An 18800-nucleotide genomic window follows, 5' to 3' on the forward strand; every position below is an offset into this window, starting at 1 on the left:
AGTTGCTGTAATCCCTGTCAAAGTTTTGTTTTTGCACATCACATCCAATGAAATATAAAAATATATTTGGATGCGAATTGTCCCAGAGGAGCATCAGAACTAAAATTAACTAGTTTTTTTATCAATTTACACTGAAATCACAAATTTATATGTATATAAAATAACGCATGAAAAACTTTTTTTGATAAAAATTGGGTTATAACACAATAAGATTCGGTAAATAAACCACGCATCGGGGGCGCAAGGACTTGCGCCCCTAATCAGTTAACAGTTAACTAATTAGGGGCGACCGCTATAAGGGACTTAATCCGGTTTGTACCTTTTCCCTGCTCCCTGCTCCCTGCTAAGATCTCCTTGCTTGTGATCAATGTAGAATACAGATGCCCCATGCCCATTTTCATCCGTCCTGGTGTAAGCCGAGAATGACGGCTACTTACTCAATTATTCGATGTCGCAGATTCTGGTACAGAAAAGATTATTGCTTCGAGGGTTCGGAGTAATTCTTGCTCATTGTAAGGTTTAGAAAAGTAAGCTCTAGCACCCAATTGCATTGCGAGTTGGCGATGTTTATTACTACTACGAGATGTCAGCATAGCGACTGGAATATTTTGAATTTCCCTGTGGGATTTTACCCGACCTAAAAAGCCATAACCATCAAGACGAGGCATTTCAATATCGCAAATTACAGCCTGAACTTCCAAGCCACCTTGAAGTTTATCTAAAGCATCTTGACCATCTTTAGCTTGTTCTACTTGATATCCTCCTTTTTCAAGAGTTAGAGCTAAGAAGCGTCGAACATTTATCGAGTCATCTACAATTAAAATCGTACCTTTTTCATTGGCTGGAGGCGCTGCTGGTTTTTGCTCCTGGGAGACAAGGAACGCCGTTTTTAATCTCGCAGATGGTAATTGATTGCTTCTGGGAGTGCGCTGATTACTCGCAATCCAATACAGTAATTCGTTGCTGTTAACTAGTGCTACTACTCGACCATCACCGAGAATTGTACAATTGCTGAAGCCTTGAGGTAGAGGTATATTCCCCTCAATTTGGCGAATAGCAACTTCTTGCTCACCCCAGCAACGGTCTACTTGGATAGCCACTGGCTGATTACCGCTGTTGACAATTAACACACTGCTAGCATTAATCGCTGGTGCAGTTTCTAAATCTGGGTTATCATAGCGTGGGCAGTTAAAGTCGAAGTAGCGACCAAGGCGAATCAATGGCAGCATCGTTCCTTGCCAATTGATGACTTCGCTACTAGCAATTGGAAAAACTTGCTCATTTTCGAGTAAGAAGATTTCCGAAACTACATCTGTAGGAAATGCCAATAGCAGTCTATTGCTTTCTACCAGCAGGACTCTGGCTACTGAAAGTGTAAATGGAACTGACAGTGTAAATGTAGTTCCCACACCTGGACTGGTATCAACTTTGATATCGCCCCGAACCTGTTTCAGGTTGTTGCGAACCACATCCATGCCGACACCGCGACCTGATAATGTTGTTACTTGGTCGGAAGTCGTAAACCCTGGTTCAAAAATTAGCGATAACAATTCCTCATCACTAGCAGTAGCCAATAGTGAAGCATCTAAACCCATTCCTAGGGCGCGGGTGCGAATTTTCTCTAAAGAAATACCCTGTCCATCATCACGCATTGTAATAATCGTGCGATTATTACGGTGAGAGGCTTGGATTTCAATTAATCCTTGTTCTGGTTTACCTTGGGCGCGGCGGGTGGCTGGATCTTCGATACCATGATCAAAGGCATTCCTGACCAGGTGCATTAAAGGCTCATTTAAAGCTTCTAAAATACTGCGTTCAATTAAGGTGTTACCACCTTCAATTTTTAACTGCACATTTTTGCCATACTCGACATTCAAGTCGCGTAAGGCGCGGGGAAAGCGCTCAACTATATCGGATATAGGGCGCATCCTCACTTGTGTGAGTTTTCTCTGCAACTGCTTCGATGTTTTGTTCAGCTTCCGCGCAATTTGATCTGTATCATCAACGCTCAATTGCACATCTGTTGTCACTTCCTGTACCTGAACAATGGTTTCCATAACTTCCTGCGAAAGCAGGTTTAATTCGTTATAGCGGTCCATTTCTAAGGCATCAAATCGGTTATCTATGCCTTGTGTTTGGTGGCTATAGCCTGCGTTCAAGTGATGTTCAAGGTAATTATCTGCTAGTGATGACACACTAGTGGGGAGCATCGATTGAGTGGCTATTTTGTCGTAAGCTGCACGTAATTCCTGGTTTTCTCGGTCGAGAACTTGTACACGCTGGTTGAGGTCGCGAACGAGTTTGCGTAATCTTTCTAATTGCAAGTTCAATCCATTGCGCTGGATGATTAATTCCCCAAATAAATCGTTAATTTGTTCTAGTTGTTTGCTGGGAACTCGGACTGTATTTTCCTGATTTTCGCGTTCTTTACCAACACCAGATGACTCGGTTTTGCGTTCGACAAATCTGTAATCTGTCGCCGAAAATTCTCTAGTAGATCTGGCTACTGGGATTTCGATTTCTTGGGGGATATCATTAGCAAATTCGGCTTCTAAGGATTCAAAATTGGCAGCAATTATTTCATCATCAAACCACGTTTCTGCCTCAGATGCTGATTCGACTACGAAATCTGTAGATATGCTCTCTGTTTCTTCTCCCCATTCCGCTGTCGCGGGATCTGAGGCGAGAAATTCGGCGATCGCTGCTGCTGTTGACAGTTGCTCTGTTTCGGTATAATTTAATTCTATTGGAATGCCAAACGCAATATCTATCGGCAAGCTATCGAGTTGATTTGTCAGCACTAACGCTTGCGATCGCCGCCATGCTTCCAGGGCTAACTGGGCAATTTCTGGTACTTGATCAGCCGGTGCGGTTTCTAAGTGATGGGTTACTGACTCACAAAGTTTGGTAAAAGCCGACAACTGCAGCATTTCCCCCAAACCGCCCAATTCCGCCGCCATGATCGCCACTTCTTCTTGCAAACACGGCTGTTCGCTATCTAACAATACAGATTCTAGGCGCTGCAAACACCCTTCCACTTCTGTTTCAAAGAGCAATGGTATAATATCTTGCCCATCTTCTGGTGAAAGCATGGTGGAAGCGTCTTCTGGGGTGGGGTCGCCCAAACGCCGATGCAAATCGTCAAAAACTGGGTAACAAAAAGTTGCTAACCATTCCTCTTCAATTACATTCCCTTCTGAAAGCAATTCTACTATCTGACGTAGCCAATCCACACCAGATAGTAGTAAACTTTGTAATTGAGTGTCAATTTCTAAAGAGTTTTTCCGGGTTTTTAAGACTTTAAAGGAATCTTCCAGACGGTGTGCCAAATCACTCAGCGTCCGAAATCCCATCATCCCCGCTCCACCTTTGATGGAATGAGCCGCTCTGAGTGCTGCATTGATTTTATCCAAATCGATGCGGTTAATCGTGTTAATTTCTAGCAATACTCCTTCTAGAGTATTTAGGTAATCAACGGCTTCTTCCAGAAATTGCATCTGGATTTCTTGTTCTTTGTCTTTTGACATGGTTTTTGTTTTTAGTCAATAGTCATTGGTCATTGGTCATTGGTCATTGGTCATTGGTCATTTGTCATTTGTCATTTGTCATTTGTCATTTGTCATTTGTCATTTGTCATTTGTCATTACTCATTACTCATTACTCATTACTCATTACTCATTACTCATTACTCATTACTCATTACTCCTTACTCATAACTCATTACTCATTACTCATTACTCATTACTCATTACTCATTACTCATTACTCATTACTCTTTGTCATTGGTCATTACTCATTACTCATTACTCATTACTCATTACTCATTACTCATTACTCATTACTCATTACTCTTTGTCATTGGTCATTAGTAACGGACAACTAACAATTAACTAACCTTGAATGTACCCACAGTCTTTTGCAATTCTTGGGAAATCTCAACGGTTTGTTGCAAAGATTCGGAAACGTGACGCGAAGAATCGCTAGTGCGTTGTGATACAGCAGCGATGTCTTTCATCAAATGGCTAACGGCTTGTGATGTTTCCACCTGAGAGGTGGTGGCTATGGAAATTGTTTGTACTAGGTCGTCAATTTGGCGCGATACCTCCAATATTTCACTGAGACTATTTTTCGCATCTTCGACAATACGAGTACCTTCGACTACCTGGGTTGTACCCACTTCCATCGCCTGGACTACTTCGCTGGTTTCCCTCTGGATGTTCTCAACAATTTGTTCAATTTCTTTGGTGGCTGCTGCACTACGGGCTGCTAGTTCGCCTACTTCTTCAGCGACTACAGCAAAACCTTGACCTTCTTCACCTGCACGCGCCGCTTCAATCCCAGCGTTGATGGCTAGCAAGTTGGTTTGCATGGCAATTTGGTTAATCAAAGATACCACGCGGGAAATTTGTTGGGAAGATTCTCCTAAACGCTTGACTTTTTTCGCAGTTTCACCTACTGTTTCTCGTAAAGACAAGATGTTTTGCACTGTCAAATCCATTGCTTGTCCACTCTTGGTGGCAGTCTGGGCGGCATGGTTGGCAATTACAGCAGCTTGTTGAGCGTTTTTGGCTACGGCTTGAATCGAATAGGTCATTTGGTCAACTGCATCTAGGGTGCGGTTGATTTCCGCAGCTTGCAAGAGTGCTTCATCTGCTAGGTGACGGATGGCGTATTCGTTCGAGCCAATCGCCGCATTTACTTGGGTAGCAGCAACTTTTACTTGGGTAACAATATCTCTGAGACTTTCAACAATGGAGTTGAAAAAGTCCGCAACAGTGCCAATTTCTCCTGCTGTCACATCAGCACGCACGGTCAAATCGCCACTAGCTGCGCCTTCTACATCACTGAGTAGTTCTAGAAGTTGCATTTGCAATGATTGTTTTTGACGGCGTTCGTCTTCTGTGTCTTGTTCCGCATTCGCCCTTGCTTGTTCAACTTCTTCTAGTAAGTTGGCTTGTTCTAAGGCGTAGCCGATTTGAATGGCTATTTGTTTAAAGAAATCAATTTCTGGCTGTTCCCAAATACGGGGGCTATCGCAATGATGAGCAATTAATAAGCCTGTAAGCTGCTCATGGGTAACAATTGGTGCAATTAAATTGCCTTTAACTGCAAAATCTTCCAATATTTTGATGTAACAAGCCGCATTGGCTAGGCTTGGTTCTTGATAAATGTTAGCGATCGCCCTGACTCTTCCATCTTTATAAGTTTCTACGTGGCGTTCCCGAAAACAGGGGTCGTCGATTTGCACACCCAGCATTTTTGGCCAACCACCACTTACCGATTCAGCAACAACTTTTCCATCCCAGGTATCTTGATTAAACTTATAGATGATTACCCGGTCTGTTTTCAGCGCTTGGCGCAGTTCTCTAACGGTTGTTTTATAAATATCTTCGGTTTTGAGATTGCGCCGAATCTTGAGAGTAATATCTGCTAGTAATTTCGCCCGTTCAGCGTCCAGTTCTTGCTCGTTAATTAACACCTGCAATTGGTCGGCCATCTGGTTAATATTTGTCCCCAAAACCCCTAATTCGTCTTCTGTTTGAATCTCTAGACGGGTATTGAGTTGACCTTCTCCCAGTTTTGTCACCGTTTCAGTGGCTTGCAAAATTGGTGTAGTGGCTCGCTTTGCTAACCAAGCGGCGATCGCTGCTACAATTAATGCCGTCACTGCAGTTCCCAATCCTATGGTCTGCAACAATTGTCTTTGCGGTTCAAATATAACTGCTGTATCAGTCGCAACAACTACCTCCCATTTCAAATCTGGCAAACCTTCCAGTTTTCGCGATGGCACATAGCTGACTAATTGGGGTTGGTTGTCGATTTGGTCAACTGTGATGAAGCTATTGACTTTTTTTACCGCTTGTAGTCTATCCAAGCCGGGAAAGTCTTTTTGGACACTTCTACCAATGTGATTCTTTTCCGCCGCTACGAAAAATTTCCCAGATTCATCAATTAAATGGTATTCATGTCCATTGGCTGCATAGTTTTTGATCAGCTCATCTACAGATGTTACAGGCAATCGCGTTCTTACCACAGCAATTGTTTTACCTGTAACGCTGTCTTTCACAGGTGAAGCAATGTAAATATTAACTTTTCCTGTACCTTTTGAGATTTGAGGTTGAGTGATAATTACACTATCTTTTTGTAGGGTAGTTTGAAAATAATCCTCATCTTTTTGGTTAGAAATCTCTTCTCCTGTAGTAGTAGTAATCAGAGGGTTGCCATTGAGATCAAGGACGACAATACTATCGTAAACTTTGTAACTTTGTGTAAAGCGACCTATGATTGCTTGCTTTTCTTCAGGAGTTGTGACATCCCTAACTTTAGAGTTAATCAAAACTGGCAGATTAGATAACACTTGAATATCGCCATACCGTTCAAACATGAATCGGTTGACTTTATCGCTTAAACTAGTGGCTTCCGATTCTTGGGTTTGGGTAATTTGCTGAGTTATCGATTTGTTAGCCAAATTATAGGCGATCGCTCCAATTACCACTACTGGTACTGTGCCGATGGCGATCGCCAACATTGTCGCTTTCGTTCCTAAACTGAGGCGTTGAAAATATAAGTTTACACGATTCACCAAAGAATTATCCGCAGTTGCATTAGTAGGCTTATTTGGCAGTTGTACTATACTATTAGTGACTTGTTGAGATCTAATCGGCGCCGCCGGTTTTTGAGCATCACTGCTCTTAGCAGTGTCAGTTTTATTAAACATAAAGTAATTCGCCTGAATAGGTGAATAATAAGACTAAAAATCCGGGGGGGTTAGTTGTTGCCCTAATTACTCTGCAGAATAGAAGATTGCACAATAGCCTGTGCATCTAATACCAGCAATATTTCCTTTTCTTGGACAATGCATCCACGTAAGTATGGTACCAAACTAGATGCCACTTGTCCTACAGGAGAACGAATTTCATCAGCTATGAATTTAGTTGTACCTTTGATTTCTTGTACAACTAAACCCAAAAGCATTGATTCCACCCGCAAAACAATCACATTGTATTGCCGGAGTCTATGGTCTATAAATTCTAAATTTAGCATCCTCGGTAGATCAATTACCCAAATTATCCGACTCCGCCAATTGGTTAAGCCGAGAATACAATTGGGCATATTTGGCATCGAGGTGACAGCATCAACAGGTACAATAATCGCTTCTTGTGTGTGCCTCATTGACAAAACAGCAGCAGTCTGTTGATTTAGCTGAAACCTCAGATAGCCATCTCCGAAATTGTTGGCGATAGGTTTGTCCGAAAGGGTAATGTTTGAATTATTCATCTCAAATCGTCACTGATTTAATTACGCGCAGCAGCTGGTCACGGGTGTAAGGTTTAGTTATATAGGCATCAGCACCTTGTCTTGTCGCCCACAAACGGTCAATTTCCTGATTTTTGGAACTGCAAATCACAATCGGTACTTTTGCTGTCGCCGCATCTTTTTTCAAAGAACGACATAACTCAAATCCACTCATCCCAGGCATGACTACATCAGTTACAATCACATCTAGTTGTTGTGACCGAACTTGTTCTATTGCTTCTTTTGCAGTAGTAGCTGCGATGACGTTGTAGCCACTCTCCTGCAGGTAATGACTCATTAATTTCAATTCGCTGGGGGAATCTTCGACAATTAGAATTGTGCCAAGTAAAGTAAGACTCATTTCTAAATTTCCTCAAAAGAAAAAAAATAAATTACTACTACTAAATCTGCTACTGGTTCCCCAAAGCAATATTCCGGTTTTAACCAATGTGCTTAAACACCATTTTCAGTAAATCTGATTGCGTAAAAGGCTTGGTTAAATACCCAGATGACCTGACCATCTTCGCTTTAGCTCTGTCAATAAAGCCTGTTCTACCTGTCACCATAATGATGGGTGTATCTTTAAAATTTGAATGCCTTCGTAGTAAAGAACATAGCTCGTACCCATCTAAATTTGGCATTTCAACATCTAGTAAAATTAGGTCTGGCTTACTCCGCAGTATTTGCATCAAAGCTTTTAGTGGATCGTTGATTGTTACAACAGAAAATGTGCTTTCATCCAAAAAGTTTTTGATGGAATTCAACACAGTTTGACTATCATCAATACATGCGATTGTATATAGGCTTTTCCTCGGAGATTTGAGCGGAATTATGTTATCCCTATCATCAGAATTCTCAAAATTAGTTGACCTTGCTAACGGGTGGCTAACCTTGATGGTGGGCGCTGACTGACTTTTCTCCCGATTCGTGGTTGGTAGCACTTGAGAACCCCCACCAGTCGCAACTGGTGACGGGATATTGTGCCGATTTCGGAGCAGTCTTTGACAGTGTTCGACTAGTAAGCGTAAATCCAAACGACAAAACTTTGGTAATTCATCCAAAGAAGTTTCAGGATTAAATTCATAGCTTCCTTCTTTTACAGCCAGAAATGACTCCAGCACTTCTTTGGCTAATTCTTCTATGAGGGTTGCGGCCTGTAAAGCTGAGAGATGTTCCTGATCGACCAACCAGCAAATAGCCTGATAATCAGCATTTGGGATTGACGGATTTTCATTCTTAGTTTCAAACATCAACCGCATTTGCACACGAGTGGCGCTGTTGAGAGCCGGAATTTGCTGACTTAAGCGCCGCAAGTGACCGTCAAGCCTCTCAAACAGCTTATCTGAATAGGACGCATAAGTAAGTTTACCGTCCTCCAGATATATTGACCAAGATACTGTATCCGTGTATACAGTTATACGACCTGTAGCATGGCGACTGGTTAATTGTGCCAATAGAGATAGCGGATGTAATTTCTGGAACAACCTGTAGCTACCTATAGGAGTTGTGCTCATTTTGCTTTTACTTCAGCTAAATTCAATACTTGTGAGCTAAATAATTAGACAAGGTATTCCACAACACTCATCAAATTATGAGATATTGGTGCTAAGTAGCATAACATACAAAAACTTGATTCCAGTTTGTGGTTCAACTCAACGGCCGCCTTATTTACAGATTATAAAATCTCAGTCAATTCGTAACTTCCTGTTAGTTTACTTACTTATACTGAGATTACCAGACATCTTTAGAGAATAAGTCAAAAAAATGTAAAGACTAAGTTAAGTCATTAAGGGTTGAGTAACCTTTGCATAAAGGTTACAGCGATCATGCTCCTTTGTAAACAAAATTTATTTTTTTAGGTATTTGCACTTAAGCAAAATCTGACTGAGAAAATTTAGCTTCAAGCAAGATCGAACCCTCAGAAGTCAACATGCAGATCAGTCAGAGATATTACCCATAAATTACCTCAAGTTCAATAGTTACATTACCTCTGTGATGCCCAAGTCAGATATAAGTAGCCGTCATTCCTGGCGTACACCAGGAAACATGAAAAAACTTCGCGCTTCCCCTCCTCTCTTGCGGGGATGGGTTAGGGGTGTGGTCTGATTTTCAAGTGAGGTCGGCGTAAATAAACCGTATTGGAGAGGGTTGTGATTTGTCATTTGTAATTTGTCATTGGTAAGGGTTTGGGGCATATTTACGTTTTGTAATATAGTTTTGTTGATCTCCTCCAACTTACTTAATCTCTCAGATGTAATATTAATTCACTCTATCGCTATAAAATAGTTTAATTTGATACACACTATGAGATAAAATCCTTTGTCCAAGTACAATTTAGCTAGGCTTTGCTATTAACACTTAGAATATCAATTACCTTGAAATTAGGGACATCTAAATAAAAAAATACACAAACGCCAACCTTGATGGTTAACTGCTGACTGTTAAGCAGCTACAATAATATTTGTGAGCGCTTGTTTTTATTTCCTGGAGTTCCGTTAACAGATGACAGTCAACTCTTAACCGCAAATCGCCAACAAAATTGTCACAAAATACTGTATGAGAAGAAAAATTTTCAGATTGCCACTCAGCATTACTCAACTTTCGGCGAGTTAATTTTGTATATTTTGAGAAGATATACATCAGCAGCCTGAAAATGAGATTTGGTGCTTTCTAACTTAATATCCTTGGTGTTACGCTGGGATGCAATACCTAGTCAAGCAATGTAAACTTAGTCTTTGTCTGTATAAAAAACTCCATCCACAATCTTCAGACCATAGATAAAATGTATTTTTTGGGTTCAGTGTGAGCCTTGTTGCTGTTTAAGGTAAAAATAAAGAGAAGCATTTTCGCAGAACCAATGCAGTTTTTAGATGCAATCGACTTCTCTTTTCCCCTGCTGGCCAGCGCCACAGAAGCCGCAGACAGTTCAATGGTCATAGCAGCAGTGCTGCTAAGTTTAGTGGTAATTTACCTCGCTAGCAAAGTCGGTGGAGAGTTATCCAATCGAGTGGGTTTACCGCCCGTCCTGGGTGAACTCGTAGGAGGTGTCTTAGTAGGCGTCTCGGTTTTGCATCTGCTGGTGTTTCCAGAAGGTGGTACAGACAGTTCTAGTTCTTTGATTATTTCCTTTCTCCAAATCACTGCTGGGTTAACTCCACAAGCCGCTGATGGCGTCTTTGCAGCCCAGTCAGAGGTGGTTTCGGTTTTGGCAGAATTGGGTGTGATCATCCTGCTATTTGAAATTGGTTTGGAATCCAACTTAAAAGACCTCATGGCTGTTGGTATCCAAGCCACCGTCGTCGCCGTGGTGGGGGTAGTAGCACCTTTTACCGCCGGTACGGTGGGATTAATGACTTTGTTTGGTATCGATACTGTACCAGCGATTTTTGCTGGGGCAGCTTTAACTGCCACTAGTATTGGGATCACTTCTAAGGTATTGTCAGAATTGGGGCGACTCAATTCTAAAGAAGGACAGATAATTATTGGTGCTGCCGTAATTGACGACATACTGGGAATCATCGTCCTAGCAGTAGTCGCTAGTCTGGCTAAAGATGGCGCGGTGGATGTGACCAAAGTCATTTATCTGATTATCAGCGCCACTGGATTCCTACTAGGTGCAATCCTACTGGGCAATATTTTCAATAAATCCTTTGTGGCAATTGTCGATACACTCAAAACACGCGGCTCATTGGTAATACCAGCATTCATCTTCGCCTTTGTGATGGCATACCTAGCCGCCGCTATCCAGTTAGAAGCGATTCTCGGTGCTTTTGCCGCTGGTTTAGTCTTAGAAGAGACAGATAAACGCAAGGAACTGCAAAAGCAAGTGATACCCATTGCGGATTTGTTGGTCCCAATTTTCTTTGTCACTGTCGGAGCAAAAACTGATTTGGGAGTCTTAAACCCAGCCATTCCCAGCAATCGCGAAGGTCTAATTATGGCTACTTTTCTCATTGGAGTAGCCATCCTCGGTAAAGTCATCACAGGTCTATCGGTATTTGGTCAACCCGAAATCAACCGTTTAGCAATTGGTGTAGGGATGATTCCCCGGGGTGAAGTTGGCTTGGTATTTGCTGGTGTGGGCGCCGCCAGTGGCGTGCTTTCTAAACCACTAGGAGCAGCAATTATTATCATGGTAATTCTCACTACCTTTTTAGCCCCGCCCTTATTACGGTTGGTATTTCCCGACCCAAAAACCGGGGCGACAGATTCAGACCCACTAATTTTAGACCCTTCTACAACTACAGCCCTGGTAACAGAACCACCATCAATTGTTTCACTATCAAATGATGGTGCGAGTCTAGAACCGGCTGCAGATTCTCAAGAAACTTAATCACAGTCTTAGGGTGATGGGGATTGGGGATTGGGGATTGGGGACTGGGGGAAAATTTTGTCGCTAATCCTTAATCCCTAATCCCTAATCCGCATGACTAGTACTCTGTCAAGATAAAAATGATGGACTGTAGTGCGGGCATCTTGCCCGCGTGAGCGAGACGCTCACTTAATCACAGTCTTAGGGTGATGGGGATTGGGGATTGGGGATTGGGGATTGGGGACTGGGGGAAAATTTTGTCGCTAATCCTTAATCCCTAATCCCTAATCCGCATGACTAGTACTCTGTCAAGATAAAAATGATGGACTGTAGTGCGGGCATCTTGCCCGCGTGAGCGAGACGCTCACACTACCAAAAATCCCTCAAAACAAAATTGACAGACTACTAGAAGCTGGTGCGGAAACTTCTATCTTTAAATTTCCGTCCTCTGAGATTATTCAAAAGGTTGAGTTTTCCCTGATGACGCCAGGATTTGCAATGTTATTTATTTCCAGTTTTCACCAAAGTCTTCACTTCGTGACGCTCTGCGCGTTCGCGCTGTGGAAGCCCTAGGAGATATTTTTGCAATTAGGACTAGCGATCGCACACAAGTAATTTGCTAGGAATAAACCTAACTATATTACCAAACATAAATATGTCCCAATCCCTTGCCAATGACAAATGACACCCTAGCTAGTACGTTTTATTTGCGCCGACCTACTTAAAACTAAAACTAATAACTGTAACTAACTGGGATTGACTAAGTATAGTGAATTCTGCTTATCTTTTTGTTGTCATCTGAATAGTTTGCAAGTTGCTGTCTGAGGCGCTCATAGCATGGCAAAATCAGAAAAGTCTGTAAAATGCTATGGCATTGCTTATGTTTTTATACCAAAGCCCCCAGTCAAAAATCCATCAAAGGCAAACTTTCGGTGGTAAAGCTGTGACGATTTATCTATATTTTCACAGCCCAACGGCTCCCATAAATGCGAATCAGGAGAAAGCACTTTGAAACTACGCTGGTTAATACCTGGTACTTTTGGAACTATCTTCTTGCTATCGTCCCCAGCAATAGCTGCGAGACTAGAATCTTGGCGTTTTGATACCAATCAAAACCGCTTAGAAATTAACACTGTGGGCGCTGTTCAACCCAAGGCACAACTCATTTTTAACCCGACTCGTCTGGTCATTGATTTACCAGAAACCACATTTGGGCGTCCACAGTTAACTCAAGCAGTAGGTGGTGGAATTCGTTCGCTCCGTATTGGGCAGTTTGACCAACAAACAACGCGCATTGTTGTTGAACTCACTCCTGGCTATACCCTAGACCCTAACCAAGTTAAATTTGTCGGGGCATCTGCCAATCGTTGGACGGTACAATTACCCACCCCAGAAGTCGAGAAAGTCCAGTCTTCTAGCAACAATCCTTTGAGGATACTTCCCATCAACTCTGACAGTAAACCTGAGTTAGCTCAAATTGTCAATCCCTCTGAAGGGGGAACTCAAATTGATAACTGGCAAGTCACAGGCGATGGTTTGTTCATTCGCACCAGTGGTGGTAATCCTAAATTGCAGCTAGTTAGGAGCCGCGATCGCTCTACCATTTTTCTAGACATCTCAGGCGCGACTTTATCACCCACTCTCCCACAGCAGAATAATCAACCCATCAACCAACATGGTCTTAGTAGCATCCAATTCACCCAACTACAAACACGACCACCCGCAGTCCGTGTAAGTTTGCGCGTAGATGCAAATAGTCCTGACTGGCGGGCTAGTCTGGGTACTGGTGGTGTGGTAGTTCTGCCTAGTCGTCTAGTCAAATTCCCCCAAAATCAAAATGATGGTTCCAGCCCCACACCACCTACCAACTCACCTGCAACAATTCAGTCTGTGGAATTGGCAGAAAATGGCACCCAACTGCTGATTACAGCCGATCAAACTTTATCAGCTACGGGTGGCTGGGATAGAACCACTGGTCTGTACCGCGTCACTATAGCCAATGCTAAGTTAGCACCCAACGTCACAGGTCCTAGGTTTGATGCGAATAGCCCCCTCCTGCGGATACGCCTACAATCACAAGAACCGAATACGGTTGTCGTCTTTGTCCAACCAGCCGCAGGTGTGCAAATTGGTCAACTCAACCAGGGACAGAACCAGGTTGTAGCTTTACAATTGCAGCGTTCTTCTCGCGTCACACCTCCCATTGCTTTACCGCCTCTACCAATCCCAAAGGGAGATCAATTACCCAATCCCATTAATCCCAATCCCAATCCTATATCACAGCCACGTCCCCCAATCCCCAATGGGCGACGAGTAGTGATTATAGACCCCGGTCACGGCGGTAAAGACCCAGGCGCGATTGGGATTGGCGGATTGCGCGAAAAGGATGTCATCCTGCCAATTAGTGCAAAGGTGGCAGAAGTTTTGCAGCAAAATGGCGTACAAGTAATTATGACACGAGATGCTGACTATTTCGTTACGCTCCAAGGGCGAGTAGACATAGCCGACCGAGCAAATGCTGCTGTATTTGTCAGCATTCACGCAAATTCAGCCGGTGCTAGTCGTCCGGAAGTGAGTGGCTTGGAAACGTATTATTACGACAGTGGTCTGAGTCTAGCTCAAATTGTCCATAACAGCATTCTTCAAACTGTGAATGTCAGAGACAGGAGAGTGCGACGAGCCAGATTTTATGTCCTCAGAAAAAGTTCTATGCCCTCCATTCTCGTAGAAACAGGTTATGTAACTGGTCAAGAAGATGCAGCCAAACTGCAAATCGCCGCTTACCAAAATCAAATGGCCGAGGCGATCGCTCGCGGTATCCTCCAGTACCTCAGACAAAGATAATTAGACATCTGACAGTTAACGGTTAACGGTTAACCGTTAACCGTTAACCGTTAACCGTTAAGTTGACAAATGACAAATGACCAATGACAAATGACAAATGACCAATGACCAATGACAAATGACAAATGACAAATGACAACCCTCCGTTGGTGTAACCTAATGCTTTACAAGTCAAGTTTTTAGGTACTAACCACATGGCAAAATCAGAGGGGCGTGCTAGAATTTTACGCCATCAGGTGTGTCTTGATCCGAGCGCAAAATTCCTTTGCGGCTTCAAAGCTAAAGTTTGGGCGGTGACGGTGTGAGGATTTGCCAATATTTTCAAAGCCTAACGGCTCCCATGAATGCGAATCAGGAGAATTGACTGTGAAACTACACTGGTTACTACCCGGTACTTTTGGAACTATCTTCTTGCTATCGTCCCCAGCAATGGCTGCGAGACTGGAATCTTGGCGTTTTGATGTCAATCAAAACCGCTTGGAAATCAATACAGCAGGCGCTGTTCAACCTACGGCACAACTGATATTTAACCCCACTCGTCTGGTAATAGATTTGCCAGAAACCACCTTTGGGCGATCGCAAGTCACGCAACCAGTAGGTGGTAGAATTCGCTCGATCCGTGTTGGGCAGTTTGATGAAAAAACAACGCGCATCGTCGTTGAACTTACTCCTGGTTATACCCTAGACCCCAATCAGGTGAAATTTGTCGGCACAAGTGCTAGTCGTTGGACTGTACAATTACCCCAGCCACAAACGGAAGCCGCAGCTCCAACAACAGAACTCGCTCAGGGGGAACCCTCTGTGCGGACACCTGTTATTGAACCACCCCCCAGGAATATTTACAATGTGGTCAGACCAGGCTCTGTCCCCCCAGTTAACAATAGAACATCTGTCAACACCACAGAAGCAGCGACTCAAATTGAGAACTTACGAGTCACAGGCGATGGGTTTTTCCTCCGTACCAGTGGTAGTACTCGTCCGCAAGTTCAGATAAATCGCACAGAAGACAAAACTGCAATTAACATCGACATTTCCGGCGCATCTTTATCGCCCAGTTTGCAACGGGAGATGTTGGTTAATCGCTTTGGTGTCAGTCGTATCCAATTCACCCAACAGCAAACTCAACCATCTGTTGTTCGCCTGACTTTACAGGTAGACAAAAATAGCCCCGATTGGCGAGCAATCACCAGCCCTATTGGTGGTGGTGTGGTGATTCTACGTAATCTAAGTGCGGTAAAATCGCCAGATGGGAGTTCTCCCCCCATACCAGCTACTAGCAATTCACCAGCAACCATTCAGTCTGTGGAACTAGCAGAAAATGGCACCCAACTCCTGATTAGAGCCGACCAAGCTTTATCTGCTAGCGGTGGCTGGGATAGAACTTCTGGTCTGTTCCGCATTACTATCACTAATGCTAAATTAGCACCCAAAGTCACAGGACCGGCTTTTGATGCTAATAGTCCCGTCCTGCGGATACGTCTGCAGCCACAAGAACCAAATACAGTAGTCGTTTTTGTCCAACCAGCCGCAGGTGTGCAAATTGGTGAACTCAACCAGATCGGCAATCAGCTGTTGGCTTTACAATTACAACGCTCTTCTCGAATCACACGCCCTGGAATACCTCCCGTTGTCTTACCTCCCTTACCAGGACCAGACCGGGGACAATTGCCCGACACCACCACAGACAATCCCCCCATTGTACCACAGCCAAACACCCGCCCATCTGTGCCTCGCGGTAAATTGATCGTAGTGATTGACCCCGGACACGGCGGTAAAGACTCTGGCGCACCAGGTATAGGCGGACTGCTAGAAAAGGATGTCATCTTACCTATAGGTAAAAGGATAGCCTCTATCTTGGAGCAAAATGGCGTCCAAGCAGTGCTAACGCGGGATGCTGACTTTTTCGTGGAACTTCAGGGACGGGTAGACATCGCACAACGAGTGAATGCGACTTTGTTTGTCAGCATCCACGCTAATGCCGTTGATAATCGCCCAGATGTTAATGGCTTAGAAGTATATTATTACGGTAGTGGTTACGCCCTAGCAGAAGTAGTTCGCAAAACTATTCTCCAAGATATCAGCACCATTAAAGACCGAGGCACACGCAAAGCCCGATTCTATGTCCTCAGAAAAAATTCTATGCCTGCTATTCTCGTAGAAACAGGCTACATGACTGGACGAGAGGACAATCCCCGATTGGGAAGCCCAGAATATCAAAATCGCATGGCAGAATCAATTGCCCGTGGTATCCTCAGGTACTTACAACAAAGGTAAAAATGTAGTACAAATTCTTAATTAAAGAGGGAACTGGGGATAGGGAACTAGGAATAGGGGATTAGTGACTCAACAGAGGAAATACCCATATCCCAACCTACACCAGGACATATTAAAAAAGTTACAGGTTGAAAATTAACTTTGACAATCTGTCACCTAGCATCTATAATTTCAAGCTAGTTAATCACAGGTATCTCCCAGTCCCCAGCGATGCACTGAGCCGGTCGTTGTGTCCCCAGCGATGCACTGAGCCGGTCGAAGTGTCCCCAGCGATGCACTGAGCTTGCCGAAGTGTCCCCAGTCCCAAAAACCTCAACCAATATCTATTATCTACCTGTGTATTCATCTTCTATTTTTGAAAGTAATTTTTACCATTTTTCTGATCAAGAACCTCAACGAGCCCCAATAGGTATCTTTGATAGTGGTGTGGGTGGTCTGACGGTACTACGTCAACTTTATCGACAACTCCCCAACGAATCATTTATTTACCTTGGTGATACAGCTCGACTTCCTTATGGGATTCGTTCACAAGCAGAAATTTTACAGTATGTACGCGAAATCCTTACCTGGATGCAACAGCAACGGGTAAAAATGGTGATTATGGCTTGTAACACCAGTTCTGCTCTAGCACTAGAAACCGTGCGTGAGGAATTTCCAGAGCCGATTCTTGGTGTTATCCTCCCCGGAGCAAAAGCAGCTGTACAGCAAGGAAAGCGGATTGGTGTGATTGCTACCCCAGCGACTGCCAAAAGCAATGCCTATCGTCATGCTATACTCGAAATTGATCCCCATGTCCAAGTCTGGCAAGTCGGCTGTCCCGAATTTGTACCCCTGATTGAGCAGAACCGCATTCACGATCCCTACACTATTGAAGTAGCACGTTCTTATTTATATCCTTTACTAGAGCAAGAAATTGACACTTTAGTCTACGGCTGTACCCATTATCCCCACCTTGCACCAGTACTGCGATCGCTCCTTCCCTCTCAGGTAACTTTGGTTGACCCCGCTGTTTACGTGGCCACAGCTTGTTCCCAAGAATTAGACCTACTCGGCTTAAAAAATACCCACCCCCCACTACCAACTCGCTTCGCCGTCAGCGGCTGTTCACAGCAATTCGCCCAATCAGCAGTAAACTGGTTAGGCTATACCCCAATGGTTGAAGAGGTATCTTTTACTGATGCTACATTCCCTCACTTTCAACAAGACTTTGTTGGTTAATTAGTCAAGGGTCAAGAGTCCAAAGTCCAAAGTCCAAAGTCCAAAGTCATTTATTTGACCCTTGACCCTTGACCCTTGACCCTTGACCCTTGACCCTTGACCCTTGACCCTTGACGGCTTCAGTAACTTAGGTCCTTACCGATAGCTGTTGCTTGTGTTTTCTTTTGTTGTTTGACGAGGTATTCTTAGGAGCAGTATTTTTACCAGTTCGCTTTGCTAGTGCTAATAATAAGTAGACTGTGAATAAATACCCCGCAGCTAAAATAAAAATCATCATAGGCATATTCCCGTAAATCATTGTTCTACCAGCACCTTTGTCAAACAAATATGAAAACTACATCCATAGCATTAGTAGAACTTCAGCCTCACAAGTTCATGCTTGATGGCTGTAGTTTGCTATGCTAAATTACTCCGTAGAGTTATAATCTTCTACGGTTAACGAACTTAATTATTGAATTTAATTTTTCGCAGACCATACATCCGACAACAGTTAACTTGCCATTCGGCAATTGTTAACTACGCGCCTCAGCAGTCTACCCAGTCTGCATTATTTTCGCGAAAATCTGTACGTCAGAACTAACGCCTAGGCTCAATGAGCGCTAAAGACGCGTAGCGGCTTCCCAAAAGGGCGGCGTATACTTCAAACCCAAGAGCTTCGCTTGTCGCGGGACGAAACTCAGTAAATATTCCCTTGATTCAACCCACGACTAGTTATTTTAGACTTACAAAACCTAGAGAGTAAAAATACCTAAAGGGTATTTATCTTTCGGTTGTGGATATCTCAAAAATTTAAAATCCCTAGATTTTAGCGTAACACAAGGACTAAGACTTTTAAGCCAACTTTCTGGCTAAATTT

At 43.4% G+C, this 18800-nt stretch carries 12 protein-coding genes; 5 read left to right on the forward strand and 7 right to left on the reverse strand.

Translation table 11 applies throughout. The annotated features are described in order from the left end of the window. Positions 1-437 precede the first annotated feature (437 nt). Positions 438-3527 carry a hybrid sensor histidine kinase/response regulator gene (locus HEQ19_30025; protein WYM03083.1) on the reverse strand — a complete coding sequence of 1030 codons (3090 nt, stop codon included), beginning with the start codon at positions 3525-3527 and terminating at the stop codon, positions 438-440. 5 nt (positions 3528-3532) lie between these two features. Between HEQ19_30025 and HEQ19_30030 the strand changes: the two genes are divergently transcribed. Beyond that, positions 3533-3883, forward strand: coding sequence for a hypothetical protein (locus HEQ19_30030; protein ID WYL98144.1), 351 nt, complete (start codon positions 3533-3535; stop codon positions 3881-3883). Positions 3884-3886: 3 nt separating this feature from the next. Here the strand turns inward: HEQ19_30030 and HEQ19_30035 are convergent, their stop codons facing one another. The 4 genes from HEQ19_30035 to HEQ19_30050 all read right to left on the reverse strand — a co-directional run bounded on the left by HEQ19_30035 (position 3887) and on the right by HEQ19_30050 (position 8810). Further along, positions 3887-6718 (reverse strand): methyl-accepting chemotaxis protein, encoded by a 2832-nt coding sequence (locus HEQ19_30035; GenBank protein ID WYM03084.1) that lies wholly within the window; start codon positions 6716-6718, stop codon positions 3887-3889. A gap of 62 nt (positions 6719-6780) precedes the next feature. Beyond that, a complete protein-coding gene (locus tag HEQ19_30040; GenBank protein WYM03085.1) occupies positions 6781-7278 on the reverse strand; it encodes a chemotaxis protein CheW in 498 nt (165 codons plus the stop codon). 1 nt (position 7279) lies between these two features. Then, on the reverse strand, positions 7280-7657 hold the full coding sequence (locus HEQ19_30045; protein WYM03086.1) for a response regulator: 378 nt from the start codon (positions 7655-7657) through the stop codon (positions 7280-7282). 79 nt (positions 7658-7736) lie between these two features. Then, the gene (locus tag HEQ19_30050) at positions 7737-8810 is read right to left on the reverse strand and encodes a response regulator (protein ID WYM03087.1); all 1074 of its coding nucleotides are present in this window, start codon (positions 8808-8810) and stop codon (positions 7737-7739) included. Positions 8811-10153: 1343 nt separating this feature from the next. On the opposite strand from HEQ19_30050, the gene HEQ19_30055 reads away from it, so the two are divergent. After that, entirely contained in the window at positions 10154-11629 is a 1476-nt protein-coding gene (locus HEQ19_30055) for a cation:proton antiporter (protein ID WYM03088.1), read from the forward strand. Positions 11630-12616: 987 nt separating this feature from the next. Then, positions 12617-14452, forward strand: coding sequence for an N-acetylmuramoyl-L-alanine amidase (locus HEQ19_30060; GenBank protein ID WYM03089.1), 1836 nt, complete (start codon positions 12617-12619; stop codon positions 14450-14452). A gap of 43 nt (positions 14453-14495) precedes the next feature. Here the strand turns inward: HEQ19_30060 and HEQ19_30065 are convergent, their stop codons facing one another. Continuing rightward, positions 14496-14648, reverse strand: a complete 153-nt coding sequence (locus HEQ19_30065; GenBank protein WYM03090.1) for a hypothetical protein — start codon at positions 14646-14648, stop codon at positions 14496-14498. A 170-nt stretch (positions 14649-14818) separates the two neighbouring features. On the opposite strand from HEQ19_30065, the gene HEQ19_30070 reads away from it, so the two are divergent. Beyond that, positions 14819-16726 (forward strand): N-acetylmuramoyl-L-alanine amidase, encoded by a 1908-nt coding sequence (locus HEQ19_30070; GenBank protein WYM03091.1) that lies wholly within the window; start codon positions 14819-14821, stop codon positions 16724-16726. Positions 16727-16910: 184 nt separating this feature from the next. Here HEQ19_30070 and HEQ19_30075 read toward each other — a convergent pair whose 3' ends face one another. Further along, positions 16911-17072, reverse strand: a complete 162-nt coding sequence (locus HEQ19_30075) for a hypothetical protein (protein ID WYM03092.1) — start codon at positions 17070-17072, stop codon at positions 16911-16913. Here HEQ19_30075 and murI point away from each other — a divergent pair. Next, the gene (gene murI / locus HEQ19_30080) at positions 17063-17944 is read left to right on the forward strand and encodes a glutamate racemase (protein WYM03093.1); all 882 of its coding nucleotides are present in this window, start codon (positions 17063-17065) and stop codon (positions 17942-17944) included. The genes HEQ19_30075 and murI overlap by 10 nt on opposite strands. Positions 17945-18800: the final 856 nt, after the last annotated feature.

The sequence above is a fragment of the Gloeotrichia echinulata CP02 genome (genome assembly GCA_038087035.1).
Lineage (GTDB): Bacteria > Cyanobacteriota > Cyanobacteriia > Cyanobacteriales > Nostocaceae > Gloeotrichia > Gloeotrichia echinulata.